Source organism: Klebsiella sp. R445, assembly GCF_051131755.1.
In the GTDB taxonomy this organism is placed as follows: domain Bacteria; phylum Pseudomonadota; class Gammaproteobacteria; order Enterobacterales; family Enterobacteriaceae; genus Klebsiella; species Klebsiella lignicola.
The window spans coordinates 1,158,990-1,185,757 of sequence record NZ_CP180446.1 but is presented as its reverse complement, the minus strand read 5'-3'; the positions used below and the strand labels follow the sequence as shown (position 1 = coordinate 1,185,757).

The window sequence follows — 26,768 nt, the reverse complement described above, 5'->3', positions numbered from 1 at the left end:
TACGTTGTGACCAACTGAGCGGGGCTACTTTTTCTTTTTATGGAAAGGGAGCTGACTGGCGCGGCGTTCTTTGATGTATGACACCAGACTGTAAAGTGCAACCCCCAGCAAAATGACCGCGACAACAATGAGAATAATACCGGACATAAGCGATCCTGGGCTTGAGTGGAAAACACGAACTCTATAAATTTGCCGCCACGATAGCATCAGGATGTGTCTGAAATGTGACATGTTGCAGTGATAAATTCGACGTAAATCAGGGTGATATGGTTTTTGTGACTAGCATGCCAGCCAATTTTATCGCTGAGAAACAATCCGTTAACTGATTTTACAGACGTAAGACCTTCAGGCTGTTACCCTGTACCTGATTGAGAATTATCTGAGAACAATGCATGTGTAATAAATCTATCGTCAGCCTGCTTGGGCTGACCTTGATCCTGACCTCTTTTACCACTGTGGCGGAGTCAGAGAGCCAGCAAACCCGCGAACGGGTTATGGACCAGGTATTAAAGCCCTGTGAAGGCAAAAAAGCCGGCGACAAAGTGGTGATGCTCGATCGCCGCGGCGGACAGCATGAAGCCATCTGCACCCTGGCGGCGGTCCCGCTGCCGGAGTAACGCCCGCCGCCATCAAGGGATCAGAGATTTTTCGTCCCGCCATCCACCAGGAGCTCGCTGCCAACAACGTAGCTGGACTCATCCGATGCCAGGTACAGCGCGGCTTTGGCCAGCTCCTGCGGCGTGCCCATGCGTCCGACCGGCACCAGGTTCTTGATCTCCTCCTGCAGGGCGCTCATGGCCTGCGCGCTGAGGCCCAGCTTATCCAGCGCCGGGGTGCGAACCGGGCCGGGGCTCAGGCCATTCACGCGAATGCCGCGCGTCAGCAGCTCCGCCGACAGGGTACGCGCCAGCGATAGCAGCCCGGATTTACTGGCGGCGTAGGCGCTGCTGGTCGGCAAGCCGATATGAGCGCTGACCGATCCGCACAGAATCACCGACGCGGGGTTGGCAAGCAGCGGCAGCAGGGCCTGCAGCAAGAAGAACGGTCCTTTGAGGTTAATGTTCATCAGCCGATCCCACTCCTCCTCGCGCCATTCACCAAAGGCGCCGTGGGTCACGTCACCGGCGTTGATAAACACCGCATCCAGCCGCGGCCAGCGTGCGCTCAGGGTCTCCGCCAGCTGGTGCTGCCCGGCGGCGTCACCGGCATCAGCCGCAATAACCCATGCGTTTTCTCCCAGCAGCGCCTGCGCCTGTTCGCGCGCCGCATGCTGGCGGCCGGTAACCGCTACCTGCGCCCCTTCGGCAATAAACTCCTGCGCGGTGGCGAGGCCGATGCCGCTGGTGCCCCCGGTAATCAGCGTATATTTTCCTGTTAAACGTCCCATGATGATGCTCCTGATTGGGTCTCTGGAAATGGGACTATAAAAGCTTTAGTATCCAAAGGATACCAGGTACCAATTGGATACTAACGAGGCAAAAGGTGTGCTATGGCGAAGACCGCGGTGAGCGTCGATGAAAAAAATTTGGGGCACTCATCTTGCCCGATGACCGACTTTGTTAATCTGATTGCCGGGAAGTGGGCGATCCCGATCCTCTACCGGCTGATCGTCCTCAATGCGCCGGTGCGCTTCGGCGAACTGCTGCGGGCGGCGGCGCCCATCACGCAAAAAGAGCTGACCCGTCAGCTCCGCTTGTTCGAGCAGCGCGGGCTGGTGTCGCGCTGCGTCTATGCAGAAATCCCCCCTCGGGTGGAATATCAGATAACCGAGCTGGGGCTGTCGATGCGCAGCGCGTTACAGCCGCTGGCGGAGTGGATGAGCCAGCACGGTCATCTGCTCAGGCGTTAAAGCGGGTGGATAAAAATTACTCCCGGTGCCTCAGTTTGCGAGCGCCGAGGCGGAAAAATGTCATTAATTTGCCACAATAGAAGCGATGAAAATGACTGAGGATAAAGGGATGAGAAAGAGTCTACTCGCAGGTATCGTGGTCCAGGCGCTGGTGCTATCCGCCGCAGCCCAGGCGCAGGACGCGGTGGCACCGCAGGGTTATCAGCTGCAGCAGGTGTTGATCATGAGCCGCCACAACCTGCGCGCGCCGCTGGCCAATAACGGCAGCGTACTGGAACAATCGACGCCAAAATCGTGGCCGGAGTGGGATGTTCCCGGCGGTCAACTGACCACCAAAGGCGGGGTGCTCGAAGTGTACATGGGGCACTATATGCGTGAATGGCTGGCCCAGCAGGGACTGGTGACCAGCGGTGAGTGCCCGCCGGACAACGCGGTTTACGCTTACGCCAACAGCCTGCAACGGACCGTCGCCACCGCCCAGTTCTTTATCACCGGCGCCTTTCCCGGCTGCGGCGTGACGGTTCATCACCAGCCGCAAATGGGCACCATGGACCCGACGTTTAACCCGGTGATCACCGAAGATTCCGCCGCCTTCAGCGAAAAAGCGGTGCAGGCGATGACCAAAGAGCGTCAGGGCATGCAGCTGACCGACAGCTACAAGCTGCTCGAGGAAATGACGGATTACCAAAATTCACCCTCCTGCAAAGAGAAGCAGGTGTGTGAGTTAAGCGCCGCGAAAGATACTTTTAGCGCCAAATACCAACAGGAGCCGGGGGTTTCCGGGCCGCTGAAAGTGGGCAACTCGCTGGTCGACGCCTTCACGTTGCAGTATTACGAAGGTTTCCCGCTGGACCAGGTGGCGTGGGGAGAGATCAAAAGCGATAAGCAGTGGCAGGTGCTGTCGAAGCTGAAAAACGGCTATCAGGACAGCTTGTTTACCTCGCCAGAGGTGGCGCGCAACGTGGCTAAACCGTTGGTGAAATATATCGATAAGGCGCTGGTCAGCGATGAGCAGCAGGCGGCCAAAGTGACGCTGCTGGTGGGGCACGATTCCAATATCGCCTCTTTGCTGACCGCGCTGGACTTCAAGCCTTATCAGCTGCATAACCAGTATGAGCGTACCCCCATCGGCGGCAAAATCGTCTTCCAGCGCTGGCATGACAGCGGCAGCAATCGCGAGCTGATGAAAATTGAGTACGTCTATCAAAGCACCTCACAGCTGCGCAATGCTGAACCATTAACCCTGCAATCGCCACCGCAGCGGGTGACCCTGGCGCTTAATGGCTGCCCGGTGGATGCCGACGGTTTCTGCCCGATGGCAACCTTTAAGCAGGTGATGAACGAAGCGGCAAAATAGGCATAAAAAAACCGGACGGCCTGCTGGCCGCTCCGGTTCTCAGTACTGGCGTCCCGGTAGCGATACCGGGGCGTTTTGCGTCAGACGTTTTTACGCTCGATGGTTTGTTCGCCCCAGAACAGCGCGTCTTTGTCCGTTTTGGCGAAGGCCAAAGAGAGCACTTCGTCGCTGCCTTCTTCCCAGATTTTTTCTGCTAGCTTTTCATCGTATTTGGCTAATTCGAAAATCGCCTCGGCGATCTCGATAGAGGTATTACGTAAACTTGCCCATTCGCCCACATGGTGGGTCTTCGCTTCTTGAGTTGGCATGCACATCCTCCTGCTGAAGGTTAGCCGTGTAATTTAACTGCCAGTCCTGCGACGTGTTCACCTTGATAGCGGGCAATCGCCAGCTCTTCCTGACTTGGCTGACGTGAACCGTCGCCGCCGGCGATGGTGGTCGCGCCATACGGCGTACCGCCGCGAACCGCCGACACATCAAAGAGTTCCTGCGCGCCGTAGCCGATTGGCACAATCACCATCCCGTGATGGGCCAGGGTCGTCCAGGTGGAGGTAATGGTTTGTTCTTGCCCGCCACCGGTACCGGTGGAGCAGAAGACGCTGGCCAGTTTGCCGTACAGTGCACCCGATGCCCACAGGCCACCGGTCTGATCGAGGAAGGTGCGCATCTGTCCGGACATATTGCCGAAACGTGTTGGGGTACCAAAGATGATGGCGTCGTACTCTGCCAGTTCCTGCGGCGTGGCGACGGGCGCATTCTGCGTTTTCCCGCCTGCTTTGGCAAACGCCTCTGCTTGCATAGTTTCCGGCACGCGCTTCACGACCACGTCAACGCCATCGACTTTGTTCGCCCCTTCGGCGACGGCATGAGCCATGGTTTCGATGTGTCCATACATTGAATAATAAAGCACCAGAATTTTAGCCATTTGCATCACTCCTCGGTTGCGTTTGAGACCAGCCAATCGACTGGCTACCTTTAAAGATAAGGCGTCTGGCTAAGAGTGCAAATCTAACAATCATTTATTTGATTTATAACAAAATTGCAAAAAGTGGCGCTGTCGCAAAAAGAAACATCTTTACCAGACGGCTTTTCGTGAGCCATAAGAAACGCTTAGCGTGACGCGGGCGAGGGAGGGGCTGTTTTACCCCGACAGGTATTGCAAAATGTTTCTATTCGCCAGGTGAATGCGTTTCATTCACTACGCTTAACAGTACGCAGCACCACAATGGCCATGCCCTATGCTGCGCTGCAGGGCCAGGCGCTGCCGGTAACGCAAGATGATGTCTAACCAAGTGGAGGTCAGTGATGGCAAACCATCGTGGCGGTTCCGGCAACTTTGCCGAGGACCGTGAAAGAGCATCAGAAGCAGGTCGCAAAGGTGGCCAGCATAGCGGGGGGAACTTCAAAAACGATCCTCAACGCGCGTCGGAAGCTGGCAAAAAAGGAGGGAAAAACAGTCACGGCAACCGTCATAGCTGACGAGCAGGCTGACTGTTTGTGATGTGGCGTTAATCTCCTGGGCACCCGCCATATCCTCCCCGCCGCCGGTCTCTACCGGCGGTTTTTTTATGCCTGTATGCCGGGCGAACGGCACGGTGGGTACCGTCGCCCCGGCGCACAGAAGGGAGTTACACGGGCACGTTGGACTGCGCCGTTTCCGGTGCACGACGGTTAAGCAGGGCGTGGAGCAGGATGGCGCCAAAGGTGGCTGTCCCGATACCGCCGAGGGTAAAGCCGCCGAGGGAGAGGGCAAAATCGCCGGCGCCGAGCACCAGCGTGACCGCCACCATAATCAGGTTGCTGTTCAGGCTCAAATCCACCCGGTGCTGGATCCAGATACGCGCACCGGCCACCGCAATCAGGCCGAACACCACGATCGATGCTCCGCCGATCACCGGTCCGGGAATGGTGTGGATCAGGGCGCCAAACTTCGGCGAGAAGCCGAGCAGTATCGCAATCACCGCCGCCGCCACGAACACCAGCGTGGAGTAGACTTTGGTCACCGCCATCACCCCGATATTTTCCGCGTAGGTGGTCACCCCGCTGCCGCCAACCGCGCCGGAGAGCATGGTTGCCAGCCCGTCACCGACGAACGCCCGCCCCATGTACGGGTCCATATTGCGCCCGGTCATACCGGCGACCGCCTTCAGGTGCCCGAGGTTTTCCGCCACCAGGATCACCGCCACCGGGGCAATTAGCATCATCGCCGGACCGCTAAAGGTCGGGGCGGTGAAGTGCGGCATGCCGAACCACGCGGCCTGTTCCAGCAGGCTAAAATCGAGCGGCTTACCCAGTCCGAACACGTTCGCCAGCAGCGCGTACAGCGCACAGGCAACGATCAGGCCGACGAGGATCAGCAGTCGCTGCACCATTCCGCGGGTAAACACCGCCACCAGTCCAATGCACAGTACGGTCAGCACCGCCATCCAGCCATCGAAGGCCGTGGCCGAGACGCTGCGCACGGCGATAGGCGCGAGGTTCAGGCCGATAGCCATCACCACCGCGCCGGTCACCACCGGCGGCATTAGCCGTTCGATCCAGCGGGTGCCGACTTTCATCACCACCAGGCCAATCAGGGTATACACCAGGCCGCAGGCGATGATCCCGCCGAGCGCGACGCTAAGATTCGGGTTCAGCCCCTGGCCGTTAAAGCCGGTGACGGCGATCACCACTCCGATGAAAGCGGCGCTGGAGCCAAGATAGCTGGGCACCCGGCCGCCGGTGACCACAAAAAACAGCAGGGTCCCGACGCCGGAGAGCAAAATCGCGAGGTTCGGATCCAGCCCCATCAGAATCGGCATCAGCACCGTGGCGCCAAACATTGCCACCGCGTGCTGGACGCCCATCACCATCGTCTGCCCGAAGGAAAGCCGTTCATCGGGGGCCACAACGCCGGACGCGGCGGAGGGGGAGGTCAACTGCCAGCGAGGAAAATCGAAAAGTGCCATGATGATATCCCGGGTTTGAGGTTAACAGGCTGGACGCATGAGCGTGTGGTAGCCGCGGTCGAACCACATCAGCCCGCGCGGCTCTGGGTGTCTGACAATATCGGCGACTTCACAGAACAAAATATCGTGGGTGCCGACGCTGACTATCTGGCTGATACGGCAGTCGAAGCTGACCAGCGCATCGACCAGCCGTGGACAGCCGGTAAGACCGGTTTGCCATGCGGCGGCGGCAAAGCGCTCCGCCATCGGGGTTTTGCCGCCAAAGACGTTAGATAACGACTCCTGCCCGGCCGCCAGCGTATTGACGCACAGCGCCTGATGCTGATTGAAGGTCGGCCACACCGAGGCCGAGCGGTTCAGGCACACCAGCAGGGTCGGCGGCGTATCGGTGACGCTGCAGACCGCACTGGCGGTAAACCCGGCGCGTCCCGCCGGACCGTCGGTGGTGATAATGTTGACCGCCGCGCCGACCTGCGCCATGGCGTCACGAAAATGCTGTTTATCCGCTACGGACATGGGGGCTCCTTACGCCAGCTGGCAGGCATCATCAAACGAAAGACGCGGCAGGCGGCCATACAGCTTGCCGGCGTCGCCATAGCCGATATTGATCAGCAGGTTGCTCTGCCAGCCGCTGTCGGCGAAGAACGCCGCATCGACCTTCTGGCGATCGAATCCCGACATCGGGCCGGTATCCAGCCCGAGGGCGCGGCAGGCGAAAATCAGATACGCCGCCTGCAGCGAGCTGTTGCGAAAGGCGGTCTCCTCCGCCAGCTGCGGGCTGGAGGTGAACCAGCTGCGGGCGTCGCCGTGGGGAAACAGCTCGGGCAGGCGATCGTAGAAGGCGCTATCCCAGGCGACGACCGCTGTCACCGGGGCGGTCATGGTTTTTTCGAGGTTACCGCTGGAGAGCGTCGGGCGCAGCAGCGCTTTGCCTTCCGGGGTGCGGACAAACAGGATCCGCGCCGGGGAGCAGTTGGCGGAGGTTGGCCCCATTTTCATCAGGTCGTAAATGTCGCGCAGTACCTCATCAGTGACCGGTTGATCCAGCCAGCTGTTATGGGTTCTGGCGTGAGTGAACAGGGTGTCCCGCGCGTTCTGGCTAATGCTTTCGCTCATAGATTTTCCTTAATTACGGGGCCAGCATCGCGGCCAGTCCGTCGCATAAAATGGGGTTGAAGGTCCCGGCATCGGTCACGTTACAGGCGTGTCCTCCCCAGGCCATCTCCACCTGCTGGCTGTTCGGTATCGCTGTCGCCAGGCTACGGGAACAGGAGGCGGGAACCAGCAAATCGTCATTGGCGCTGACGATCAGCGTCGGGCAGGCAAGCTGGGCCGCCCGGCGTGAAAAATCGGCCTCTTTCAGCGCATGCAGGCGCTTCAGCAGGTTGTCTTTACCCTGGAAGTGGCTGAGGGCCAGCGCATCTTCCGCTTCCAGCCTCGGCATGCGGGCGGCCATCCATTCTGCCGGGTAGAGGAACAGCGGCTGGGCTTCGACCCACGCCTGGGCGCCGCCGGCGTGCAGCAGGCGTTCGCGCACCTGGAAACAGCGGCGGGTATGCGGCGAGAGGCTCAGCCAGGCGTTAACCAGCACCAGCGCGCTGACCGCCTGCGGAAAGTCGAGCGCCAGCTGGAGCCCAATCAGGCCGCCCAGGGCGTGGCCGACGAAGGCAAAGCGGGTGATGCTCGCCGCCTGCAGCGCTTGCTTAAGCTCCAGCGCCATCGCCGCCATGCTGTAACCGGCGGGCAGCGGGCCGGCATTTTCACCGGTGCCGTTCTGGTCATAACTCACCAGTTGATACCGCTCCACCAGCACCGCGCGCTGCGGGAGCCAGTAGCTGCCCGCGCCGCCTAAACCCGCGCTTAGCACCACCACCGGTGCGCCATCGAAAGGGGCTGGGGAGATATTCAGTTTCATAAGGCTGGTTTCCCGATGTGGGCGACGGTAGCGATTTCGACCAGCGCCTCAGGCTTGACCAGCCCGCACTGGATACAAAAACGCGCCGGTTTATCACCGGGGAAAAACTCAGCATAGACTTCGTTAATCGCGGCGTAGTTTTTCCAGTCGGTGATAAAGATGCTGTTGAACGTCACATCCTCCATACTGCCACCCGCCGTTTCGATCACCGTTTTGATGGTATCGAGGACGTGGCGGGTTTGCGCCTTTGGGTCGCCGGGATAAACCACATTATTTTGTTTATCAAACGGCAGCGTGCCGGAGACATAGACCACCCCGTCGGCCAGGGTGCCGGGAACAAAAGGGGCAATCGGCGTGGTGGTGCCGGGCGGTATAATGACCTGTTTAGGCATAACGTTTCTCCTCCGGGAATGAGAGCGGGGCGGCGGGCTCCAGCGCCTCGCAGAAGCTGGCGACATCGCTGACCCAGCCGAAAAAGGTTTCGATATTGAACAATGCGGCCTGCTGGGCGAAGGCCGGGCCAGCCTGGTGGGTGGCGTCTTCCAGCACGATGCCGAAATACTCAAGGAAGAAGCCGTCGCGCAGGGTCGATTCCACGCAGACGTTGGTGGCAATCCCGGTAAACACCAGGTGGCGAATGCCGCGGCTGCGCAGGATGCTGTCGAGCGGGGTGTTGAAAAAGCCGCTGTAGCGCGGTTTCGGCAGCACCACATCGCCGGGCTGCGGTTGCAGTTGATCGACCAGCTGGTAGTCCCAGCCGCCTTTCGCCAGCAGTTTGCCCTGCAGCTCCGGGCGGTTACGCATGGTCTTCAGGGCGTTCGATTTATGGTAATTCGGCGAACCGGGGCCGCCGGCTTCGACGTACTGTTCGTCCCAGCCGTTCTGGAACCAGATAATCAGCATGCCGGCGGCGCGGGCTGCGGCAACGGCGGTATTGATATTGTCGATCACCGGCCGGGTGGCGGAGACGTCAAACCCGGCGAGGTCGAGGTAGCCGCCCTGGCTGGCATAGGCGTTTTGCATATCGACGACGATCAGCGCGCTGTTCTGCGCCGGGAAAGTCAGGGATTCCGGACGGGCGGGAAGGGTAATCATCAGGCAACCTCGCGGGTAACGGTGGAAACAGCGTCGCGGCAACGCATCAGCGGCTGGATACGCTCGCCAAAGGCTTCAATGCCGAGCAGGAAATCGTCAAAGGTGAGCAGCACGCCGTCGGTGCCCGGCACCGTCGCCACCTCGTCGAGCATGCGGGCGACATTGGCGTAGGAGCCGACCAGCGTGCCCATGTTGATATTGACCGCCGAGGTCGGGTCCGCCATCTGGCGCACGTTGGTGTCGCTGCCGGAACGGGTGTCTTTCTGGCTCTGTTCGGTGAGCCAGGCCAGAGCGTCGTCATCGGCACCGGCTTTGTAGTGTTCCCATTTGGCGCGCGCCGCCTCGTCGGTTTCGTCGGCGATAATCATAAACAGCACGTACGAGCCGACGTCGCGACCGGTTTTTTCTGCCGCCTGCATCATGCGTGCCGCGGTAGGGGCAAAGGCGGTGGGGGTGTTCACCCCTTTGCCGAAGCAGAAGTTGTAGTCGGCGTATTGCGCGGAGAAGGCCATGCCCGCGTCGCTCTGTCCGGCGCAGATCACCTTCATCGGCTGCGACGGCTGCGGGCTGACCCGGCAGTCGTTCATGGTGAAGTAGTCACCTTTAAAGTCGCTGTACCCGGTGCCCCAGAGGTCGCGCAGCACCTGAACATATTCGGTGAGATACTCATAGCGACGAGAGAAGTATTCGTCGCCGGGCCAGATGCCCATCTGATCGTATTCCGGTTTTTGCCAGCCGGTCACCAGATTGACCCCGAAGCGTCCGCCGGAGATGGAATCGATGGTGGAGGCCATGCGCGCAACGATCGCCGGGGGCAGGGTAAGGGTGGCGGCGGTGGCATAGATCTGGATCCGCGAGGTCACCGCCGCCAGTCCGGCCATTAAGGTGAAGGATTCGAGGTTGTGATCCCAGAATTCAGTTTTGCCGCCGAAGCCGCGCAGCTTGATCATCGACAGTGCGAAATCAAAGTGGTAGTGCTCGGCTTTCTGAACGATCGCTTTATTCAGCTCAAAGGTCGGCATGTACTGCGGAGCGTGAGTGGAGATCAGCCAGCCGTTATTACCAATCGGAACGAAGACACCAATTTTCATACGTACCTCTCTGCAGTCGGGGAAGAAGAAGGCGCGTGGTGCTGCATCCTGCATCTCCCTGGTCACCTCGCCTGAAAGATAAAGCAAACTCGATGCCAGTTTTTCAAAAACTAATGTTATTAATGTGTTGCACGTTGGTTGCTGAGTGTGTCGATTGAAAAAGTGGACTGAATGGTCAAAAAGAGTGCACGAAAAAACGGCAGTCATGCGCAATTGGGGTGCATAACGTCGTGTCGGCGTTGGGCTTTTGCTATGCTGAGGGCGTTGATTACAGGAGATGACGTATGGCGCAGGGCGCTGTGAAAAAAACCGGCAAGCGGGTACAGGCGGTGAACGCCAAAAAAGAGGCGATCCTGGCCGCAGCACTGGACGCCTTTTCACAATTTGGTATTCACGGGACGCGGCTTGAGCAGGTGGCTGACCTGGCGGGGGTATCAAAGACCAATCTGCTCTATTACTACCCGTCGAAAGAGGCGCTGTATGTCGCGGTGCTGCAACAGATTCTGACTATCTGGCTCGCGCCGCTGCGGGCGTTTCGTGAGGATATCAGTCCGCTGGTGGCGATCCGTGAGTACATCCGCCTGAAGCTGGAGGTTTCCCGCGATTATCCGCAGGCCTCGCGGTTGTTCTGTCTGGAGATGTTGCAGGGCGCGCCGTTGCTGATGGGCGAGCTGACCGGGGATCTGAAAACCCTGGTGGATGAAAAGTCGGCGATTGTCTCTGGCTGGGTTGAGAGCGGCAAACTGGCGCCGGTGGATCCGCAGCACCTGATCTTTATGATCTGGGCCACCACGCAGCATTACGCCGATTTTGCCACTCAGATCGAGGCGGTAACCGGCGCAACGTTACGCGACGAGGCCTTTTTTCAACAAACCGTGGATAACGTTCAGCGGATGATCATTGAAGGGATCCGGGTACGTTAATTGGCCGGGGGCAGCGGGCAGCTCTGATCGCCATCTTCGCACTGCAGGAGCGAGGCGAGGAACGATTCGCGCTCGACGGTTTTATCCGCCATGCATTGATTGAGCAACATCGGCTGGACGCTGCCGCCATCCGCTGCGGAGACGAGGAACGCGCAGTCGTCGTTGCGCAGCGCAATCCAGGCCAGCTGTGCTTTTTTCAACATCTCCTGCTGCTTGCCTGAGGCCCGCTTCAGCGCTTCCTGATAGGTTTGATTGAGTTTTTGATCGTCTGCCTGATACTGCGCCGCCGTACACTGGTTCATTTCAGCTTGCGTGCTGGCACTGGCGCATTCGTCCGCCAGCGCCTGTCCGCTTACCAGCAGGGCGGCAAGGGCAATTACAGTACGTTTCATTGGTTTTCTCCCATAAAAAAGCTCCCGTCGGGGAGCTTTAATTAAGCACAGCTTTGGGCTGGTGTCATTATCTGTCGCGGGCTTCCCCGGTGGTGCTGCGCTGTCCGGGCTACGTAGCCCGGACAGGTGCGGAAACAGGCTTAGCCAATCGTCATCAGGCTGGCGTTACCGCCTGCCGCGGCGGTATTGACGCTCAGCGAGCGTTCAATATAGAGGCGTTCCAGCAGCAGGTTGGTTTCACCGCGGGCAAAGCCCTGCACCGAGATGATGGCGCCATCGCGCGCCGCCACCTGTTCGCACAGCTCGCGCAACTGGTCGGAATCGCCGTGGTAGATCACCGCGTCGAAGGCCTGGGTGGTCAGCGTCTCTGGTTTGGCAAAATGGATGCGCTCGCTGACGTCACGCGGCAGCTTCTTCACCAGCTCACGCTGCAGGGCGCTATCCGGCCACAGGATTTCAGACCCCACGGCGGTGACCGCCGCCAGCTGAATCAGCGCATCCTGCTCGTTATCCGCGATGCACAACACGCGGTCGCGCGGGATAAAGGTCAGGGTATTGCGCTCGCCGGTTGGACCCGGCAGCAGACGCTGGGTCCCGGCCTGCGCCAGCTCGCTGTACTGCTGGCACAAGGCCTGCAGTTCCGGACGACCGGCTGCCCACTGCTGCAGGGCGGTCAGCGGTTTTTCCAGCAGGGTTTTCAGCTGCGCATCCAGCGGACGTTCAGCATCCTGACGGGCGAGGGTGGTCCCTACTGCGTTTTGCGGACGGCTGGAGAGCAGACGATACAGATACAGCGGGCCGCCGGCTTTAGGACCGGTTCCCGACAGACCTTCGCCCCCGAACGGCTGGACGCCAACCACCGCGCCAACCATGTTGCGGTTGACGTACAGGTTGCCTACTTTCGCACTGCCGGTGACCTGGGCAATGGTCTCGTCGATACGGGTATGTACACCGAGGGTCAGACCGTAGTTCGAGGCGTTAATCTGCTCGACCAGCTTATCCAGTTCATTACGGTTGTAGCGAACCACGTGCAGCACCGGGCCAAAGACCTCTTTTTTCAGCTCATCAAAGCTGTCCAGCTCGATCAGCGTCGGCTGGATAAAGGTCCCGCTTTGCCACTCCTGCGCATCGTCGCTGTTCTCACGCACCGCCTGGAAGACGGTACGCCCTTTGGCGCGCAGGGCCTGAATATGACGTTCAATATTCTCTTTGGCTTCGGCATCAATCACCGGGCCAATGTCGGTGGTCAGACGGCCTGGGTTGCCCATCCGGCACTCGCCCATCGCGCCGCGCAGCATGGTCAGGGTATGGTCGGCGATCTCTTCTTGCAGGCAGAGGATACGCAGGGCGGAGCAACGCTGTCCGGCGCTATCAAATGCCGAGGCCAGCACATCGACCACCACCTGCTCGGTCAGGGCGGAGGAGTCGACGATCATGGCGTTCATCCCGCCGGTTTCGGCAATCAGCGGCGTCGGGCGGCCCTGAGCATCGAGGCGGCTGGCGATGTTGCGCTGTAGCAGGGTGGCGACTTCGGTGGAGCCGGTAAACATCACGCCACGCACGCGCTCATCGCTGGTCAGCGCGGCGCCGACGGTTTCCCCGCGGCCCGGCAGCAGCTGAATGACGCCCGGCGGCACGCCGGCTTCCAGCAGGATCGCCACGCCTTGAGCGGCAATCAGCGGCGTCTGTTCGGCCGGTTTGGCCAGCACGCTGTTACCTGCTGCCAGAGCGGCTGCAATCTGGCCGGTGAAAATGGCCAGCGGGAAGTTCCACGGGCTGATACAGACCACCGGGCCCAGCGGACGGTGGGTTTCATTGTCAAAATCGTCACGAACCTGACCGGCGTAGTAGTGCAGGAAGTCGACCGCTTCGCGTACTTCGGCGATGGCGTTACTGAAGGTTTTACCTGCTTCACGGACCAGAATGCCGATCAGCGTCTGGGTCTGTCCTTCCATCAGGATCGCTGCGCGTTCGAGGATCGCGGCACGTTCTTGCGGCGGTGTCGCAAACCAGATCGGCGCGTTATTGACCGCGCTGGTGAGCGCCAGCTCGACCTCTTCCGGACGGGTTTCACGCACGTGACCGACGATATCTTTCGGCTCGGCTGGGTTCACCACAGGCTGCAGTTCGCCTTCAATCACCGGATGCTCCAGCGCCGGCAGGGCCTGCCACTTGTGCAGCGCGCTGTTCAGCAGTGAAGAGGAGAGGGAGGCCAGGCGGTGTTCGTTCGCCAGATCGAGACCAGCGGAGTTGATGCGGCCTTTGCCGTAGAGATCGCGCGGCAGCGGGATTTTCGGGTGCGGCAGGCCGGTCTGGCCCTCTTGCTGCGCCAGTTTCTCCACCGCGCTGACCGGGTCAGCAACCAGCTCATCGAGCGGCAGGGTGGTGTCGGCGATGCGGTTGACGAAAGAGGTGTTGGCGCCGTTTTCCAGCAGACGACGCACCAGGTACGCCAGCAGCGTCTCATGGGTGCCAACCGGAGCATAAATACGGCACGGACGGTTCAGTTTGCCGTCGGCCACTTTACCAACCACCTGCTCATACAGCGGTTCACCCATGCCGTGCAGGCACTGGAACTCATACTGACCCGGGTAGTAGTTTTGTCCCGCCAGCTGGTAGATAGCCGCCAGGGTATGGGCGTTATGGGTGGCGAACTGCGGGTAGATCAGGCTCGGGACCGCCAGCAGCTTTTTGGCGCAGGCGAGGTAGGAGACGTCGGTATACACTTTGCGAGTATAGACCGGGTAGCCTTCGAGGCCGTCCATCTGCGCACGTTTGATTTCGCTGTCCCAGTAAGCCCCTTTCACCAGACGGATCATCAGGCGACGGCGGCTGCGGGTAGCGAGGTCGATCAGCGAATCGATGACAAACGGGCTGCGTTTCTGATAGGCCTGAATCACGAAGCCGATGCCGTTCCAGCCGGCCAGTTCCGGTTCAAAGCACAGTTTTTCCAGCAGATCGAGCGAGATCTCCAGACGATCCGCTTCCTCGGCATCGATGTTGATCCCGATGTCGTACTGGCGGGCCAGCAGGGTCAGTGATTTCAGACGCGGGTAGAGTTCGTCCATCACCCGGTCGTACTGCGCGCGGCTGTAGCGTGGATGCAGTGCGGAAAGCTTGATGGAAATCCCCGGGCCTTCATAAATGCCCCGACCGTTGGAGGCTTTACCAATTGCGTGGATCGCCTGCTGGTAGGAGACCATGTAGGCTTGCGCATCGGCGGCGGTGAGCGCCGCTTCACCCAGCATATCGTAGGAGTAACGGAACCCTTTCTCTTCCAGCTTACGGGCGTTGGCCAGCGCTTCGGCAATGGTTTCGCCGGTGACGAACTGCTCGCCCATCAGGCGCATCGCCATATCGACGCCTTTGCGAATCAGCGGTTCGCCGCTTTTACCGATAATCCGGTTCAGCGAGCGCGAGAGGCTGGTTTCATTGTGGGTAGAGACCAGCTTGCCGGTAAACAGCAGACCCCAGGTGGCGGCGTTGACGAACAGCGACGGGCTGCGGCCGATATGCGACTGCCAGTTACCGTTGCTGATTTTGTCGCGGATCAGGGCGTCACGGGTGGCTTTATCCGGAATACGCAGCAGTGCTTCCGCCAGACACATCAGCGCGACCCCTTCCTGTGAAGAGAGGGAGAACTCCTGCAGCAGGCTTTGCACCATCCCCGCGCGGCCGCTGGCCGTTTTCTGATTGCGCAGTTTTTCCGCCAGCTGGTACGCCAGCTTGTGCGCCTGCTCGCCCAGAGGCTGTGGCAGACGGGCCTGCTCTAACAGCATCGGTACGGCGTCGGTTTCTGCCCAGCGATACGCGGCGGTGATCGACGCCCGGGAGACGGATTGCGGCAGGATCTGTTCGGCAAATTCCAGGAACGGCTGATAAGGCTCATCCGCCGGGCTGCCGGCTTCGTCGCTTTCATTGGCGGCACCGGAGAGCAGCGCCGGTAACTCAGGCAGCGTCTCGTCGTTTTCCAGTTTTTCCAGGTAATTGAAGATGGCCTGCTTAATCAGCCAGTGCGGCGTGCGGTCAATACGGCTTGCGGCAAACTTAATGCGTTCGCGCGTCGCGTCGTCAAGCTTAACACCCATGGTGGTGGTGCCCATGCTTATCACTCCTGTAATGAATCGTTGTTCTTTTCTCGGTTACGCGAAAATATCTACCATGTTGCAACTTTGTGCAACCTTGTTAATCGTGATTTGTGTCGCACGGCGAAAAATGGGCTGGTTGTTAAATATAATGGTGCATATTGCCAAGAATTAACATTTGTCCAATAGGGGATTTATATGCGTGAGTTAACAGTTTCACCAGGTGCAACCAATAAAAATGTGAGAGAGTGCAACCTATGGCGAAATGAAGTTTGGTCACGATAAAAATTAGTGTAAATGCTGTGTTAAATCGTTTGTGAAATGCAGTTGCTTCCGTCAGGATACGGTCGCCAATACAACCAATGTGCCATTACCCCGTTCCGGTAGTGGAATAAAATGACAAAGCAGGACGTTGTCGACAAAAAAACTGGAGATTTTACATGGCTATCAGCACCCCCATGTTGGTGACTTTTATTATTTATATTTGCGGCATGGTACTTATCGGTTTTATTGCCTGGCGTTCGACGAAAAACTTTGATGATTATATTCTCGGTGGCCGTAGTCTTGGTCCATTCGTGACCGCGCTGTCTGCCGGTGCCTCTGATATGAGCGGCTGGCTGCTGATGGGTCTGCCGGGGGCGATATTTCTCTCCGGTATTTCCGAAAGCTGGATTGCCATCGGCCTGACCCTCGGCGCGTGGATTAACTGGAAGCTGGTTGCCGGTCGCCTGCGTGTTCACACCGAAGTGAATAATAACGCGCTGACCTTACCGGATTATTTCACCGGTCGTTTTGAAGATAAAAGCCGGGTGCTGCGTATTATTTCCGCGCTGGTTATTCTGCTGTTCTTCACCATCTATTGTGCCTCCGGGATTGTGGCTGGTGCCCGTCTGTTCGAAAGCACTTTCGGTATGAGCTATGAAACGGCGCTGTGGGCCGGTGCGGCCGCCACCATTATTTATACCTTTGTCGGTGGCTTCCTTGCGGTGAGCTGGACCGATACCGTGCAGGCGAGCCTGATGATTTTCGCGCTGATCCTGACGCCGGTGATGGTGATTATTTCCGTTGGCGGTTTCGACACCTCGCTGGAAGTGATTAAGCAGAAGAGCATTGAAAACGTCGATATGCTCAAAGGGTTGAACTTTGTGGCGATTATCTCGCTGATGGGCTGGGGTCTGGGCTATTTCGGCCAGCCGCATATTCTGGCGCGCTTTATGGCGGCGGATTCCCACCACAGTATCGTCCACGCACGTCGTATCAGTATGACCTGGATGATCCTGTGTCTGGCGGGTGCGGTTGCGGTCGGTTTCTTCGGTATTGCCTGGTTCAACAACAACCCGGCGCTGGCAGGGGCGGTCAACCAGAACTCCGAGCGCGTGTTCATTGAACTGGCACAGCTGCTGTTTAACCCGTGGATTGCCGGGATCCTGTTGTCAGCCATTCTGGCGGCGGTAATGTCGACCCTGAGCTGCCAGCTGCTGGTGTGCTCCAGCGCGATTACGGAAGATCTGTATAAAGCGTTCCTGCGTAAAAACGCCGGTCAGAAAGAGCTGGTATGGGTTGGACGGACCATGGTGCTGGTGGTGGCGCTGATCGCTATCGCGCTGGCTGCGAACCCGAACAACCGCGTCCTGGGTCTGGTGAGCTATGCATGGGCAGGCTTCGGGGCGGCGTTTGGTCCGGTGGTCCTGTTCTCGGTGATGTGGTCACGTATGACGCGTAACGGTGCTCTGGCCGGGATGGTGATCGGCGCGCTGACCGTGATTGTCTGGAAACAGTTCGGCTGGCTGGGGCTGTATGAAATCATTCCTGGCTTTATCTTCGGTAGCATCGGGATTGTCCTCTTCAGCCTGCTGGATAAAGCGCCTTCGGCGTCGATGCAGAAGCGTTTTGCCGAAGCGGATGCGCATTATCACTCCGCGCCGCCGACAGGTACCGTCGCAGAGTAAACCCCGCTTTCTCTTCAAGCCCGCGTCCAGCGGGCTTTTTTGATCCTGTTGCTGCCTACGTGTGAGCGGCGTCTTCCTCTTGCTAATTCGCTGAAAATACGCTGATATCGTGGCACAAAAAAACAATGAGGATAGCAAAATGACGTTCAGACAGGGTGCGATGGTGCTGGTGATGGTAGGGCTGCTTGGCGGCTGTGTGGCTCCGGCGAAGAACAGTGCACCGGTTCCGGCCAGCGCGGCCTGCCCGGCGGATAATGCCATGGTGCAGACCACGCTCTATTTCGGTTTAAGTCGTCCGGCGGGGAAAGATATTACCGCCCAGGAGTGGCAGCAGTTTGTTGACCGGGACGTAACGCCGCGCTTTCGTGACGGCTTAACGGTGTTTGATGCCCGTGGCCAGTGGCTGGGTAATGACGGTAGCGTGGCCCGCGAGCAGAGCAAAGCGCTGATGCTGATTCACGGTAAAGACGGCAAGAGCGAAGAGGGGATTGAAGCGCTGCGTAACCTCTATAAATCACGCTTTGCTCAGGAGTCGGTGATGCGGGTCGACCAGCCGGTCTGCGTTCACTTCTGATAGCGTGAGGGATAATCCCGGCTGGCGTTGCGCTTAGCCGGGATTCGGTTTGAGTTCAGGTGCTTACAGCACCAGTCCGGCAAAGCTGGCGGACAGCAGGCTCACCAGGGTGGCGCCGTACACCAGACGCAGGCCGAAGCGGGAAACAATATTCCCTTGCTGCTCGTTCAGCCCCTTAATGGCGCCAGCAATGATGCCAATGGAGGCAAAATTGGCGAACGAGACCAGGAACACCGAAAGGATCCCCAGCCCGCGCGGCGTCATGCTGGCGGCAATTTTTTGCAGCTCAATCATCGCCACGAACTCATTGGCCACCAGTTTGGTTGCCATAATACTGCCGGCGTTCAGCGCATCGCTCAGCGGAATACCGATAAGCCAGGCCAGCGGATAAAAGACATAGCCGAGGATCTGCTGGAAGCTAAGACCAAACAGCGTGGCAAACAGGGCATTAATGGCGCTGATGATGGCAATAAAGCCAATCAGCATGGCCAGAATAATCATCGCCACTTTGAAGCCCGCAAGAATATATTCTCCGAGCATTTCAAAGAAGCTTTGTGATTCGTGCAGCTTCTCGAGCTTAATTTCTTCTTCGCTGCCCGGACGCGTCGGGTTAATAATCGACAGAACAATAAAGGTGCTGAACATATTCAGGATCAGCGCGGCGACCACATATTTCGCATCGAGCATGCTCATATACGCGCCGACGATGGAAAGCGACACTGTCGACATCGCGGTGGCGGCCATGGTAAACAACCGGCGCGAGGAGAGGTCGCCCAGCACGCCTTTGTAGGCGATGAAATTCTCGGACTGCCCGAGGATCAGTGAGCTGACGGCGTTAAAGGATTCGAGTTTCCCCATGCCGTTAACTTTCGACAGCAGGGTGCCAATCAGGCGAATAAAGATTGGCAAGATGCGCCAGTGCTGGAGGATGCCGATCAGCGCAGAAATAAAGACAATCGGACACAGCACGCCGAGGAAAATAAAGGCCATTCCTTTTTCGCTCATGCCGCCAAATACAAAGTTGGTGCCCTCGGCGGCAAAGCCGAGTAAAGAGGTGAAGAAGCTGGAAATATTTTTCACTATCCACAGGCCGCTTTCGGCGTGGAGGAAAAAGAATGCCAGGGCAATTTCAATGATAATTAACTGGATAATATAGCGGATGCGGATTTTTTGTCGGTCATAGCTGACCAGCCAGGCAAGGCCAAGGATAACCACCAGCGCCAGCAGGAAGTGCAAAAATTGTGTCATGTTATTCATTTCGCAGGTCAATAAGGCCGCTATTTAGCCACAGCCGTTACGCCCGGTAAATATCTAACCGGAAAAATCCACCATGACGATGGTGTGCTGTTGGCGCAGACAAATAATCCCATAAGTAATTATTTTGTAGCGATTAATTTACAACTCGATACCATTCGCTCTACATTTTGCTTGTGTTTCTGCTTATTGTAATGATAATCACTATCAGAAATATTTACCTATCTTTGCATCTTCTGACGGCGATTCACATTTAAGGTGTCGGCATGTTTGTCCCATTTCTCATTATGTTACGCGAAGGGCTGGAAGCGGCGCTGATTGTCAGCCTGATTGCCAGCTATCTCAAACGCACCCAGCGCGGTAACTGGATTGGCGTGATGTGGATCGGCGTTATCCTCGCCGCAGCACTCTGTCTGGGCCTCGGCATCTTTATCAACGAAACCACCGGCGAATTTCCGCAGCGTGAACAGGAGCTGTTCGAAGGCATCGTCGCGCTGGTGGCGGTGTGCATCCTGACCTGGATGGTGTTCTGGATGCGCAAGGTGTCGCGCAACGTTAAGCAACAGCTGGAGCAGGCGGTGGATAATGCGCTGCAGCGCGGCAATAACCACGGCTGGGCGCTGGTCATGATGGTCTTTTTCGCCGTGGCGCGGGAAGGGCTGGAGTCGGTGTTCTTCCTGCTGGCAGCCTTTCAGCAGGATGTCGGGATTTGGCCGCCGATCGGGGCGATGCTCGGACTGGCGACCGCCATTGTCCTCGGTTTTCTGCTGTACTGGGGCGGCATTCGCCTTAATCTCGGCGCGTTCTTCAAGTGGACCAGCCTGTTTATTCTGCTGGTGGCGGCGGGTCTGGCTGCCGGGGCGATTCGCGCTTTCCATGAAGCCGGGCTGTGGAACCATTTCCAGGACGTCGCGTTCGATCTGAGCGGCGTGCTGTCGACGCACACCCTGTTCGGTACGCTACTCGAAGGGATCTTCGGATACCAGGAGACGCCGACCGTCAGCGAAGTGGCGGTGTACTTTATCTATTTGATTCCGGCGTTGGTGCTGTTTGCCCTGCCGCCGCGTAGCAATACAGCAACCTCGCGCACGGCTCCCCTTAAATAGAGCTCCGCAGGATATTGGGTTACACCTACTTACCGAAAGGGATGATCATCATGATTCATTTTCGCCGTAGTGCGCTGCAGCTTGCCGTCGCAGCGTTGTTCAGCTCTGCCTTTTACGCTCAGGCTGCGGATATTCCGCAGGTAAAAGTCACCGTTAATGATAAACAGTGTGAGCCAATGAACGTGACCGTGAAAGCGGGTAAAACACAGTTCATTATTCAGAACCACAGCCAGAAAGCGCTGGAGTGGGAGATCCTCAAGGGCGTGATGGTGGTGGAAGAGCGCGAGAACATTGCGCCGGGCTTCACCCAAAAGCTGACGGCAAACCTGCAGCCGGGCGAATATGACATGACCTGCGGCCTGCTGACGAACCCGAAAGGCAAGCTGATTGTTACCGGCGAGGCCACTAAAGACGCGGCTAAAGCCGATGCGGTCCTGAGCCTGGGCGAGGCGATCACCGCCTATAAAGCCTATGTCACCGCCGAAACCGCTGCGCTGGTCAGCGGCACCAAAGCCTTTACCGATGCGGTGAAAGCGGGCGATATCGAAAAAGCCAAAGCGCTGTATGCGCCGACCCGCCAGCATTACGAGCGCATCGAGCCTATCGCCGAGCTGTTCTCCGACCTTGACGGCAGCATTGATGCCCGTGAAGACGATTATGAGAAGAAGGCGGAAGATCCGAAATTTACCGGCTTCCACCGTCTGGAAAAAGCGCTGTTTGGCGACAACAGCGTCAAAGGGATGGAGCAGTATGCCACCCAGCTGAACGACGATGTGCTGGAGCTGCAAAAACGCATCAGCGAGCTGGCGTTCCCGCCGTCTAAAGTGGTGGGCGGCGCGGCTGGCCTGATCGAAGAAGTGGCGGCCAGCAAAATCAGCGGGGAAGAAGATCGCTACAGCCACACCGACCTGTGGGACTTCCAGGCCAACATCGACGGCGCGCAGAAGATTGTTGACCTGCTGCGTCCGCAACTGCAAAAAGAGAACAGTACGCTGCTGGCGAAAATTGACGCTAACTTCAAGAAAGTTGACGGCATTCTCAGCAAATACCGCACCAAAGACGGCTTTGAAACCTATGACAAGCTGACCGATGCGGACCGTAATGCGCTGAAAGGGCCGATCACCACTCTGGCGGAAGATCTGGCGCAGCTGCGTGGGATCCTCGGTCTGGACTAAGTCGATGGCAGAACAGAAGCAATTCGACGTGGATGAACCTTCACGTCGTCAATTATTAAAAGGGATCGGCGCGCTGGGTGGCGCGCTGGCCATTGCCGGTGGCTGTCCGGTGGCGCACGCGGCGAAGGGCGGCAGCGCGCCGGGCGTGCTCTCTCCTGACGCGCGGGCCGAGGTGCAGCCTTTTTACGGGCAGCACCAGGCGGGCGTACTGACGCCGCAGCAGGCCTCGATGATGCTGGTGGCCTTTGATGTACTGGCCAGCGATAAAGCAGACCTTGAACGGCTGTTTCGTCTGCTGACCCAGCGCATTGCCTTTCTGACCAAAGGTGGCCCGGCGCCGGATACGCCGAATCCGCGTCTGCCGCCGATGGACTCGGGGATCCTCGGACCGTGGATCTCGCCGGACAACCTGACGGTGACCGTGTCGCTGGGCTATTCGCTGTTTGACCAGCGTTACGGGCTGGCGAACCACGCGCCGAAAAAGCTGCAACCGATGACGCGTTTCCCCAACGATTCGCTGGACGCCGCGCTCTGTCACGGCGATCTGCTGCTGCAAATCTGTGCCAATACTCAGGATACGGTGATCCACGCGCTGCGCGATGTGATTAAGCACACCCCGGATCTGCTGAGCGTGCGCTGGAAGCGTGAAGGGTTTATCTCCAGTAGCGCCGCGCAGAGTAAAGGCAAAGAGACGCCGGTAAACCTGCTGGGCTTTAAAGACGGCACCGCAAACCCGGTTAGCACCGATAAGGCGCTGATGGATGAAGTGGTGTGGGTCACCGCCGGCCAGGGTGAGCCCGCGTGGGCCACCGGCGGCAGCTATCAGGCGGCGCGTATCATCCAGTTCCATGTGGAGTTCTGGGATCGTACTCCGCTGAAGGAGCAGCAGACCATTTTCGGCCGGGACAAGCACAGCGGCGCGCCGCTGGGGATGCAGCACGAGCACGATGTGCCGGATTACAGCAAGGATCCGAACGGCGATACCATCGCCCTGGATAGCCATATTCGACTGGCAAATCCGCGCACGCCGCAAACGCAGTCGAGCCTGATGATGCGCCGCGGCTACAGCTATTCATTAGGGGTGACCAACTCCGGTCAGCTGGATATGGGGCTGCTGTTTGTCTGCTATCAGCACGACCTCGAAAAGGGATTCCTGACGGTGCAAAAACGCCTGAATGGTGAGGCGCTGGAGGAGTACGTCAAACCGATTGGCGGCGGCTATTTCTTTGTGTTGCCGGGGGTTATCGACAGCCAGCACTACCTGGGGCAATCTCTGCTTGAAGCCTGACCGCTCTGCCCGTAGGGGCAGGGCGTTTCTGCTGTTTTTCCATTCTTTTTTTGTATTTCCTGCCTTGTGTTATTTTTCTGTAATCTAAATGACGGAAACTCTCTTCAGCTGTTCGGGGAATTGTTTGTTGCGTTTGTGTAAAAAAATAGTTGCATCTTAGATGTTTTTTGATGTAATTATTACAGACGCGGTAGTTCCCGGCAGTGATGTCGTTTCACTATGGAGATCGCGAATGGTAGGGTCCCGTACCGGACAAAGCAAAACAACACACCGTACTCTTCAGCGCGGAGGGAAAACCTCCGGCAGCGACTTCGTCACCGTAAATTCACCCCTTTCCACCACGACAGAACATCCGAACCCTGACAGGGTACGCGGTGCGCGTAGCCGTGACTCATCGTCAATTCAACAGGCAAGCAATGGCTTAAAAGGAAGCCAAACCTCAATCGTTTGTGCGCATAGTCGCGTCGATGGTGACGCGTGTGATGTAAACCAACAACGCAAGGTGCTATCCATGGGAAGACAAAAAGCAGTGACCAAAGCTCGTCGTGAAGCAAAACGTGTGCTGAGACGCGATTCACGCAGTCATAAGCAACGCGAAGAAGAATCGGTCACATCGCTGGTGCACATGAGTGGCGTAGAAGCAATTGGCATGGCGCGGGATAGCCGTGATACTTCCCCAATTGAAGCACGCAATGATGCTCAGGCGCATTATTTGAATGCCATAGACAATAAACAGCTGATTTTTGCCACGGGCGAAGCCGGGTGCGGTAAGACCTGGATTAGCGCCGCGAAAGCAGCCGAAGCCCTGGTCCACAAAGATGTGGACAGGATTATTGTTACCCGTCCCGTTCTGCAGGCCGACGAAGACCTCGGCTTCTTACCGGGAGATATCGCCGAGAAGTTTGCTCCCTATTTCCGTCCGGTTTATGACGTTCTGGTGAGGAGATTGGGCGCTTCCTTTATGCAGTACTGCCTGCGACCGGAAATTGGTAAGGTGGAAATCGCGCCGTTCGCCTATATGCGCGGACGTACATTTGAAAATGCCGTGGTGATTCTGGACGAGGCCCAGAACGTGACGGCTGCGCAAATGAAAATGTTTTTGACCCGCCTCGGGGAGAACGTCACGGTCATCGTCAATGGCGACATTACCCAGTGTGATTTACCGTCTGGTGTGAAGTCTGGCCTGGTCGATGCGCTGGCACGTTTTGAGGAAGACGAGATGATCGGTGTCGTGCGCTTTACCGCCGATGATTGCGTCCGTTCGATGCTCTGCCAGCGAACGCTGAAAGCTTACTACTAGCGGCTAATTAGTGTGCAAAGCCCGGGGAAACCCGGGCTTTGTTATTTTGCGGTCCGCGTGAACCACCTTTTGCTCAGTATCGTGGGTTAGCCAATGGCGCCCAGCGCATCGTCATTCCCCTGGCTTTTCGGTAACAGGAACAGGGTGGCGAAAATATCCAGCAGGTACAGCAGGGCCAGCAGGGTGATGGCGGCGGTAAATGACCAGTGGCTGACGAACAGACCAATCACCAGAGGACCAAAACCACCGACGCCCCGACCGAGGTTAAACAGGACGTTCTGCGCCGTAGCGCGGACCTGCAGCGGGTAGGTATCCGAGATCAGCGCGCCGTAACCGCCGATCATCCCGTTGACGAACATGCCCATTAACGCCCCAGTAAACAGCATAATGGTAGGGTCACGCAGTTGGGCGTAGATAATCACCATCACTACCGCCCCGGCCTGATAAATCAGGAAGATTTTCCAGCGTGCGAAACGGTCCGCCAGCACGCCAAACAACCAGATGCCGAAAGTCATCCCCACCACGGTGACGGCGGTCCAAACGCCTGATTTGGTCAGCGAAAAACCAAAGTTGGACGACAGATAGCTCGGCATCCAGATCATCAGGCCGTAGTAACCAAAGTTCTGGACCGAGCAGAGAATAAAGATGCCGAGGCTGGCCTTCGAGGTGGCGCGGTCGGAGAACAACATTTTGATCCGCGACGAGAATGAGAGCTGTTGGGTGGTATCGATATCTTTGGTAAACGCTTCCGGTTCGCCCATGCCACGGCGGATGGCAAATGACACCAGCGCCGGCAGCAAGCCGACGAGGAACATCCCGCGCCAGCCGATAATATCCAGCAGCAGCGGGGTGATAAAGGCGGCAAGCAGAACCCCCAATTGCCAGCCGATGCCCACCCAGGCCGAGGCCCGGTTGCGTTTGTGGGCCGGCCAGACTTCAGCGATCAGCGCCATGCCAATGCCGAATTCACCGCCTAACCCCATTCCCGCCAGCGTGCGATAGGCTAGCAGATCCCAGTAGCCCTGGGCGACGGCGCACAGGCCGGTAAAGACCGAGAACATCAGAATGGTGAAGGTCAGGACGCGAATACGGCCGAGACGGTCGCTCAGGTGGCCGAAGATAATCCCGCCCAGCACCGCCCCGATCAGCGTCCAGGTTACCAGGGAGCCGGCCTGCGAGGTACTGAGGGCGAGTGAAACGCTGATGGCCGGTAACATAAAACCGAGGATCAGCAGATCAAAGCCGTCCATTGCATAGCCGCTGATGGCGGCGACCATGGCTTTTGCCGGGGTAACGCCGCGTTTAGTTTGTGGAGAAGAGAACGTCATGTTCAGGCCTTTGGCAGTCAATTTGGCGGCAAGTATAGATTTGTCAACGAATGCGATCTACACGGCAAAGGGGGCATTGTGGGCGGTGTGGATGGCATTAACTGGATGTTTTTATGGTAATGATGGAGTAAATGACTGGGGTTTTGTTTTAAGTATTAGCGGTCATGCTCCTTGGGTAAATAGCGATGACGTAATATGCTGACGATAAAAAACGGCGATTGTTGGATTTTTGCTTCGCAGGGCTGGGGGTTGCTGGTAGCCCGGGCGAGGCATTTATGCCGACCCTCGGGAGAAGGGGGCCGCGTGCTGACAGAATGGCTGGTGCAACATGCGAAAAAAAAGCCCGTGACTTGACCCTGACCCAATTGGTCCTCCTGCAGGCCGCATGCAAAACGGAAATCATTCTACGGCTGTAAGTACACCTGCTTTAGTTCTAGACTTCCTTTCGGGGTGGGGCGTCAAAGCTATACGCGCCAGTGGTCGTAATAGATATGCTCAATCTGGAGATTGGTGTCTTCCTTATCCCCGGTCAGGCAGTAGGCAATCGTGCCAGCGAAGTTGAAAGCCACTCCCAATCCTTTGCCACTGATCAGGTTACCATCTTTTATCACTTCCCGATCGACATAGACCCCGTCTGTTACATTTTTCCAGAGGTCTCCTGAACAGACGTAGCGGCGGCCTTTAAGTAGTTTATTACCTCCGAGCACGCGTGCTGCGGCGGAACAGATAGGACATATCAGTTTTCCTGCGTCATCATGCCGGCGGATAAATTCGACTACTAGCGGATTCGCGGCCAGACTCAGCGTGCCCTGCAAGCCGCCGGGTATGACCACAGCATCGAAAAATTTATCCATGCTATTTTCCAACAGCGTATCTGCAAGCATGCGTATATTGTGGTAGCTACGCACTTCCAGCATATCCTGACAGGACAGCGTTTTCACATCGATCTTCATACGGTGCAGGATATCTATCACTATAACAGCTTCTGCTTCTTCAAAGCCTGGTGCCAGCAGAACGGCGACGTTCTTAGTCATACTCTCTCCATTAAATTAGCAATGAAAACCATGTTGGTTGAGCGTAACAAATAAAACCAGTTTATGAAACGATGTTTCATAAACTGGTTTTCGTCAATAGTTCCT

Annotated in this window: 27 protein-coding genes; 11 read left to right on the top strand and 16 right to left on the bottom strand. The window is 57.6% G+C overall.

Annotated features, from left to right (window positions below; translation table 11 throughout):
• Window positions 1-24: 24 nt before the first annotated feature.
• Window positions 25-147, bottom strand: coding sequence for a small membrane protein (locus ACMYSN_RS05595; protein WP_123753761.1), 123 nt, complete (start codon window positions 145-147; stop codon window positions 25-27).
• 245 nt (window positions 148-392) lie between these two features.
• Here ACMYSN_RS05595 and ACMYSN_RS05590 point away from each other — a divergent pair, with 245 nt between their 5' ends.
• A complete protein-coding gene (locus ACMYSN_RS05590; protein ID WP_462497315.1) occupies window positions 393-617 on the top strand; it encodes a hypothetical protein in 225 nt (74 codons plus the stop codon).
• A 20-nt stretch (window positions 618-637) separates the two neighbouring features.
• Here the strand turns inward: ACMYSN_RS05590 and ACMYSN_RS05585 are convergent, their stop codons facing one another.
• Window positions 638-1,387, bottom strand: coding sequence for an SDR family oxidoreductase (locus ACMYSN_RS05585; protein ID WP_462497314.1), 750 nt, complete (start codon window positions 1,385-1,387; stop codon window positions 638-640).
• Between the two features lie 102 nt (window positions 1,388-1,489).
• On the opposite strand from ACMYSN_RS05585, the gene ACMYSN_RS05580 reads away from it, so the two are divergent.
• Both ACMYSN_RS05580 and agp read left to right on the top strand, forming a co-directional pair.
• Window positions 1,490-1,849, top strand: a complete 360-nt coding sequence (locus ACMYSN_RS05580; RefSeq protein ID WP_462497313.1) for a winged helix-turn-helix transcriptional regulator — start codon at window positions 1,490-1,492, stop codon at window positions 1,847-1,849.
• 109 nt (window positions 1,850-1,958) lie between these two features.
• Entirely contained in the window at window positions 1,959-3,206 is a 1,248-nt protein-coding gene (gene agp / locus ACMYSN_RS05575) for a bifunctional glucose-1-phosphatase/inositol phosphatase (protein WP_462497312.1), read from the top strand.
• A gap of 80 nt (window positions 3,207-3,286) precedes the next feature.
• On the opposite strand, the gene ACMYSN_RS05570 is transcribed toward agp, so the two are convergent.
• Together ACMYSN_RS05570 and wrbA are read right to left on the bottom strand one after the other, a co-directional pair.
• Entirely contained in the window at window positions 3,287-3,514 is a 228-nt protein-coding gene (locus ACMYSN_RS05570) for a YccJ family protein (RefSeq protein WP_123753766.1), read from the bottom strand.
• Between the two features lie 20 nt (window positions 3,515-3,534).
• A complete protein-coding gene (gene wrbA / locus ACMYSN_RS05565) occupies window positions 3,535-4,131 on the bottom strand; it encodes an NAD(P)H:quinone oxidoreductase (RefSeq protein ID WP_123753767.1) in 597 nt (198 codons plus the stop codon).
• A gap of 380 nt (window positions 4,132-4,511) precedes the next feature.
• On the opposite strand from wrbA, the gene ACMYSN_RS05560 reads away from it, so the two are divergent.
• The gene (locus ACMYSN_RS05560; RefSeq protein WP_004860412.1) at window positions 4,512-4,685 is read left to right on the top strand and encodes a con-10 family general stress protein; all 174 of its coding nucleotides are present in this window, start codon (window positions 4,512-4,514) and stop codon (window positions 4,683-4,685) included.
• A gap of 149 nt (window positions 4,686-4,834) precedes the next feature.
• Here ACMYSN_RS05560 and rutG read toward each other — a convergent pair whose 3' ends face one another.
• Genes rutG through rutA form a run of 7 tightly spaced genes read right to left on the bottom strand, consistent with a single transcriptional unit; the run spans window position 4,835 to window position 10,255 of the window.
• A complete protein-coding gene (gene rutG, locus ACMYSN_RS05555) occupies window positions 4,835-6,154 on the bottom strand; it encodes a pyrimidine utilization transport protein G (RefSeq protein WP_123753768.1) in 1,320 nt (439 codons plus the stop codon).
• A gap of 21 nt (window positions 6,155-6,175) precedes the next feature.
• The gene (gene rutF / locus ACMYSN_RS05550; protein ID WP_123753769.1) at window positions 6,176-6,670 is read right to left on the bottom strand and encodes an NADH-dependent FMN reductase RutF; all 495 of its coding nucleotides are present in this window, start codon (window positions 6,668-6,670) and stop codon (window positions 6,176-6,178) included.
• A gap of 9 nt (window positions 6,671-6,679) precedes the next feature.
• Window positions 6,680-7,270: a nitroreductase family protein gene (locus ACMYSN_RS05545; protein WP_462497311.1), complete on the bottom strand. Its 591-nt coding sequence runs from the start codon at window positions 7,268-7,270 to the stop codon at window positions 6,680-6,682.
• Between the two features lie 13 nt (window positions 7,271-7,283).
• The gene (gene rutD / locus ACMYSN_RS05540) at window positions 7,284-8,069 is read right to left on the bottom strand and encodes a pyrimidine utilization protein D (RefSeq protein WP_462497310.1); all 786 of its coding nucleotides are present in this window, start codon (window positions 8,067-8,069) and stop codon (window positions 7,284-7,286) included.
• Window positions 8,066-8,461, bottom strand: a complete 396-nt coding sequence (rutC, locus tag ACMYSN_RS05535; protein ID WP_123753772.1) for a pyrimidine utilization protein C — start codon at window positions 8,459-8,461, stop codon at window positions 8,066-8,068. Before rutC ends, rutD begins: the two co-directional genes overlap by 4 nt.
• Window positions 8,454-9,164: a pyrimidine utilization protein B gene (gene rutB, locus ACMYSN_RS05530; RefSeq protein ID WP_123753773.1), complete on the bottom strand. Its 711-nt coding sequence runs from the start codon at window positions 9,162-9,164 to the stop codon at window positions 8,454-8,456. Before rutB ends, rutC begins: the two co-directional genes overlap by 8 nt.
• Window positions 9,164-10,255, bottom strand: coding sequence for a pyrimidine utilization protein A (rutA, locus tag ACMYSN_RS05525; protein ID WP_462498204.1), 1,092 nt, complete (start codon window positions 10,253-10,255; stop codon window positions 9,164-9,166). Before rutA ends, rutB begins: the two co-directional genes overlap by 1 nt.
• A gap of 284 nt (window positions 10,256-10,539) precedes the next feature.
• Between rutA and rutR the strand changes: the two genes are divergently transcribed.
• A complete protein-coding gene (gene rutR / locus ACMYSN_RS05520; RefSeq protein ID WP_123753775.1) occupies window positions 10,540-11,178 on the top strand; it encodes an HTH-type transcriptional regulator RutR in 639 nt (212 codons plus the stop codon).
• Here rutR and ACMYSN_RS05515 read toward each other — a convergent pair.
• Window positions 11,175-11,570 carry a lysozyme inhibitor LprI family protein gene (locus ACMYSN_RS05515; protein ID WP_462497309.1) on the bottom strand — a complete coding sequence of 132 codons (396 nt, stop codon included), beginning with the start codon at window positions 11,568-11,570 and terminating at the stop codon, window positions 11,175-11,177. The genes rutR and ACMYSN_RS05515 overlap by 4 nt on opposite strands.
• A gap of 140 nt (window positions 11,571-11,710) precedes the next feature.
• Complete coding sequence (gene putA / locus ACMYSN_RS05510) at window positions 11,711-15,673, bottom strand: trifunctional transcriptional regulator/proline dehydrogenase/L-glutamate gamma-semialdehyde dehydrogenase (RefSeq protein ID WP_462497308.1); 3,963 nt, start codon at window positions 15,671-15,673, stop codon at window positions 11,711-11,713.
• A 422-nt stretch (window positions 15,674-16,095) separates the two neighbouring features.
• On the opposite strand from putA, the gene putP reads away from it, so the two are divergent.
• Both putP and ACMYSN_RS05500 read left to right on the top strand, forming a co-directional pair.
• Window positions 16,096-17,604 carry a sodium/proline symporter gene (gene putP / locus ACMYSN_RS05505; protein ID WP_462497307.1) on the top strand — a complete coding sequence of 503 codons (1,509 nt, stop codon included), beginning with the start codon at window positions 16,096-16,098 and terminating at the stop codon, window positions 17,602-17,604.
• A gap of 139 nt (window positions 17,605-17,743) precedes the next feature.
• Entirely contained in the window at window positions 17,744-18,178 is a 435-nt protein-coding gene (locus tag ACMYSN_RS05500) for a DUF3574 domain-containing protein (protein WP_462497306.1), read from the top strand.
• A gap of 63 nt (window positions 18,179-18,241) precedes the next feature.
• Here the strand turns inward: ACMYSN_RS05500 and ACMYSN_RS05495 are convergent, their stop codons facing one another.
• On the bottom strand, window positions 18,242-19,426 hold the full coding sequence (locus ACMYSN_RS05495) for a NupC/NupG family nucleoside CNT transporter (protein WP_123753780.1): 1,185 nt from the start codon (window positions 19,424-19,426) through the stop codon (window positions 18,242-18,244).
• 272 nt (window positions 19,427-19,698) lie between these two features.
• On the opposite strand from ACMYSN_RS05495, the gene efeU reads away from it, so the two are divergent.
• From efeU to phoH, 4 genes are all read left to right on the top strand, one after another.
• Window positions 19,699-20,538: an iron uptake transporter permease EfeU gene (efeU, locus tag ACMYSN_RS05490; RefSeq protein WP_123753781.1), complete on the top strand. Its 840-nt coding sequence runs from the start codon at window positions 19,699-19,701 to the stop codon at window positions 20,536-20,538.
• A gap of 47 nt (window positions 20,539-20,585) precedes the next feature.
• Complete coding sequence (gene efeO / locus ACMYSN_RS05485) at window positions 20,586-21,713, top strand: iron uptake system protein EfeO (RefSeq protein WP_123755436.1); 1,128 nt, start codon at window positions 20,586-20,588, stop codon at window positions 21,711-21,713.
• Window positions 21,714-21,717: 4 nt separating this feature from the next.
• Window positions 21,718-23,001 (top strand): deferrochelatase/peroxidase EfeB, encoded by a 1,284-nt coding sequence (efeB, locus tag ACMYSN_RS05480; RefSeq protein ID WP_462497305.1) that lies wholly within the window; start codon window positions 21,718-21,720, stop codon window positions 22,999-23,001.
• A gap of 511 nt (window positions 23,002-23,512) precedes the next feature.
• Window positions 23,513-24,301, top strand: coding sequence for a phosphate starvation-inducible protein PhoH (phoH, locus tag ACMYSN_RS05475; protein ID WP_174510337.1), 789 nt, complete (start codon window positions 23,513-23,515; stop codon window positions 24,299-24,301).
• A gap of 86 nt (window positions 24,302-24,387) precedes the next feature.
• On the opposite strand, the gene ACMYSN_RS05470 is transcribed toward phoH, so the two are convergent.
• Window positions 24,388-25,629: an MFS transporter gene (locus tag ACMYSN_RS05470; protein WP_462497304.1), complete on the bottom strand. Its 1,242-nt coding sequence runs from the start codon at window positions 25,627-25,629 to the stop codon at window positions 24,388-24,390.
• Between the two features lie 464 nt (window positions 25,630-26,093).
• Complete coding sequence (locus tag ACMYSN_RS05465) at window positions 26,094-26,663, bottom strand: DJ-1/PfpI family protein (protein ID WP_462497303.1); 570 nt, start codon at window positions 26,661-26,663, stop codon at window positions 26,094-26,096.
• Between the last annotated feature and the right edge of the window lie 105 nt (window positions 26,664-26,768).

Excerpts from the sequence above, each read along its gene's own strand:
- ACMYSN_RS05595 (WP_123753761.1), bottom strand. The coding sequence starts at position 147 with ATGTCCGGTATTATTCTCATTGTTGTCGCGGTCATTTTGCTGGGGGTT.
- ACMYSN_RS05590 (WP_462497315.1), top strand. The coding sequence starts at position 393 with ATGTGTAATAAATCTATCGTCAGCCTGCTTGGGCTGACCTTGATCCTG.
- ACMYSN_RS05585 (WP_462497314.1), bottom strand. The coding sequence starts at position 1,387 with ATGGGACGTTTAACAGGAAAATATACGCTGATTACCGGGGGCACCAGC.
- ACMYSN_RS05580 (WP_462497313.1), top strand. The coding sequence starts at position 1,490 with ATGGCGAAGACCGCGGTGAGCGTCGATGAAAAAAATTTGGGGCACTCA.
- agp (WP_462497312.1), top strand. The coding sequence starts at position 1,959 with ATGAGAAAGAGTCTACTCGCAGGTATCGTGGTCCAGGCGCTGGTGCTA.
- ACMYSN_RS05570 (WP_123753766.1), bottom strand. The coding sequence starts at position 3,514 with ATGCCAACTCAAGAAGCGAAGACCCACCATGTGGGCGAATGGGCAAGT.
- wrbA (WP_123753767.1), bottom strand. The coding sequence starts at position 4,131 with ATGGCTAAAATTCTGGTGCTTTATTATTCAATGTATGGACACATCGAA.
- ACMYSN_RS05560 (WP_004860412.1), top strand. The coding sequence starts at position 4,512 with ATGGCAAACCATCGTGGCGGTTCCGGCAACTTTGCCGAGGACCGTGAA.
- rutG (WP_123753768.1), bottom strand. The coding sequence starts at position 6,154 with ATGGCACTTTTCGATTTTCCTCGCTGGCAGTTGACCTCCCCCTCCGCC.
- rutF (WP_123753769.1), bottom strand. The coding sequence starts at position 6,670 with ATGTCCGTAGCGGATAAACAGCATTTTCGTGACGCCATGGCGCAGGTC.
- ACMYSN_RS05545 (WP_462497311.1), bottom strand. The coding sequence starts at position 7,270 with ATGAGCGAAAGCATTAGCCAGAACGCGCGGGACACCCTGTTCACTCAC.
- rutD (WP_462497310.1), bottom strand. The coding sequence starts at position 8,069 with ATGAAACTGAATATCTCCCCAGCCCCTTTCGATGGCGCACCGGTGGTG.
- rutC (WP_123753772.1), bottom strand. The coding sequence starts at position 8,461 with ATGCCTAAACAGGTCATTATACCGCCCGGCACCACCACGCCGATTGCC.
- rutB (WP_123753773.1), bottom strand. The coding sequence starts at position 9,164 with ATGATTACCCTTCCCGCCCGTCCGGAATCCCTGACTTTCCCGGCGCAG.
- rutA (WP_462498204.1), bottom strand. The coding sequence starts at position 10,255 with ATGAAAATTGGTGTCTTCGTTCCGATTGGTAATAACGGCTGGCTGATC.
- rutR (WP_123753775.1), top strand. The coding sequence starts at position 10,540 with ATGGCGCAGGGCGCTGTGAAAAAAACCGGCAAGCGGGTACAGGCGGTG.
- ACMYSN_RS05515 (WP_462497309.1), bottom strand. The coding sequence starts at position 11,570 with ATGAAACGTACTGTAATTGCCCTTGCCGCCCTGCTGGTAAGCGGACAG.
- putA (WP_462497308.1), bottom strand. The coding sequence starts at position 15,673 with ATGGGCACCACCACCATGGGTGTTAAGCTTGACGACGCGACGCGCGAA.
- putP (WP_462497307.1), top strand. The coding sequence starts at position 16,096 with ATGGCTATCAGCACCCCCATGTTGGTGACTTTTATTATTTATATTTGC.
- ACMYSN_RS05500 (WP_462497306.1), top strand. The coding sequence starts at position 17,744 with ATGACGTTCAGACAGGGTGCGATGGTGCTGGTGATGGTAGGGCTGCTT.
- ACMYSN_RS05495 (WP_123753780.1), bottom strand. The coding sequence starts at position 19,426 with ATGACACAATTTTTGCACTTCCTGCTGGCGCTGGTGGTTATCCTTGGC.
- efeU (WP_123753781.1), top strand. The coding sequence starts at position 19,699 with ATGTTTGTCCCATTTCTCATTATGTTACGCGAAGGGCTGGAAGCGGCG.
- efeB (WP_462497305.1), top strand. The coding sequence starts at position 21,718 with ATGGCAGAACAGAAGCAATTCGACGTGGATGAACCTTCACGTCGTCAA.
- phoH (WP_174510337.1), top strand. The coding sequence starts at position 23,513 with ATGGGAAGACAAAAAGCAGTGACCAAAGCTCGTCGTGAAGCAAAACGT.
- ACMYSN_RS05470 (WP_462497304.1), bottom strand. The coding sequence starts at position 25,629 with ATGACGTTCTCTTCTCCACAAACTAAACGCGGCGTTACCCCGGCAAAA.
- ACMYSN_RS05465 (WP_462497303.1), bottom strand. The coding sequence starts at position 26,663 with ATGACTAAGAACGTCGCCGTTCTGCTGGCACCAGGCTTTGAAGAAGCA.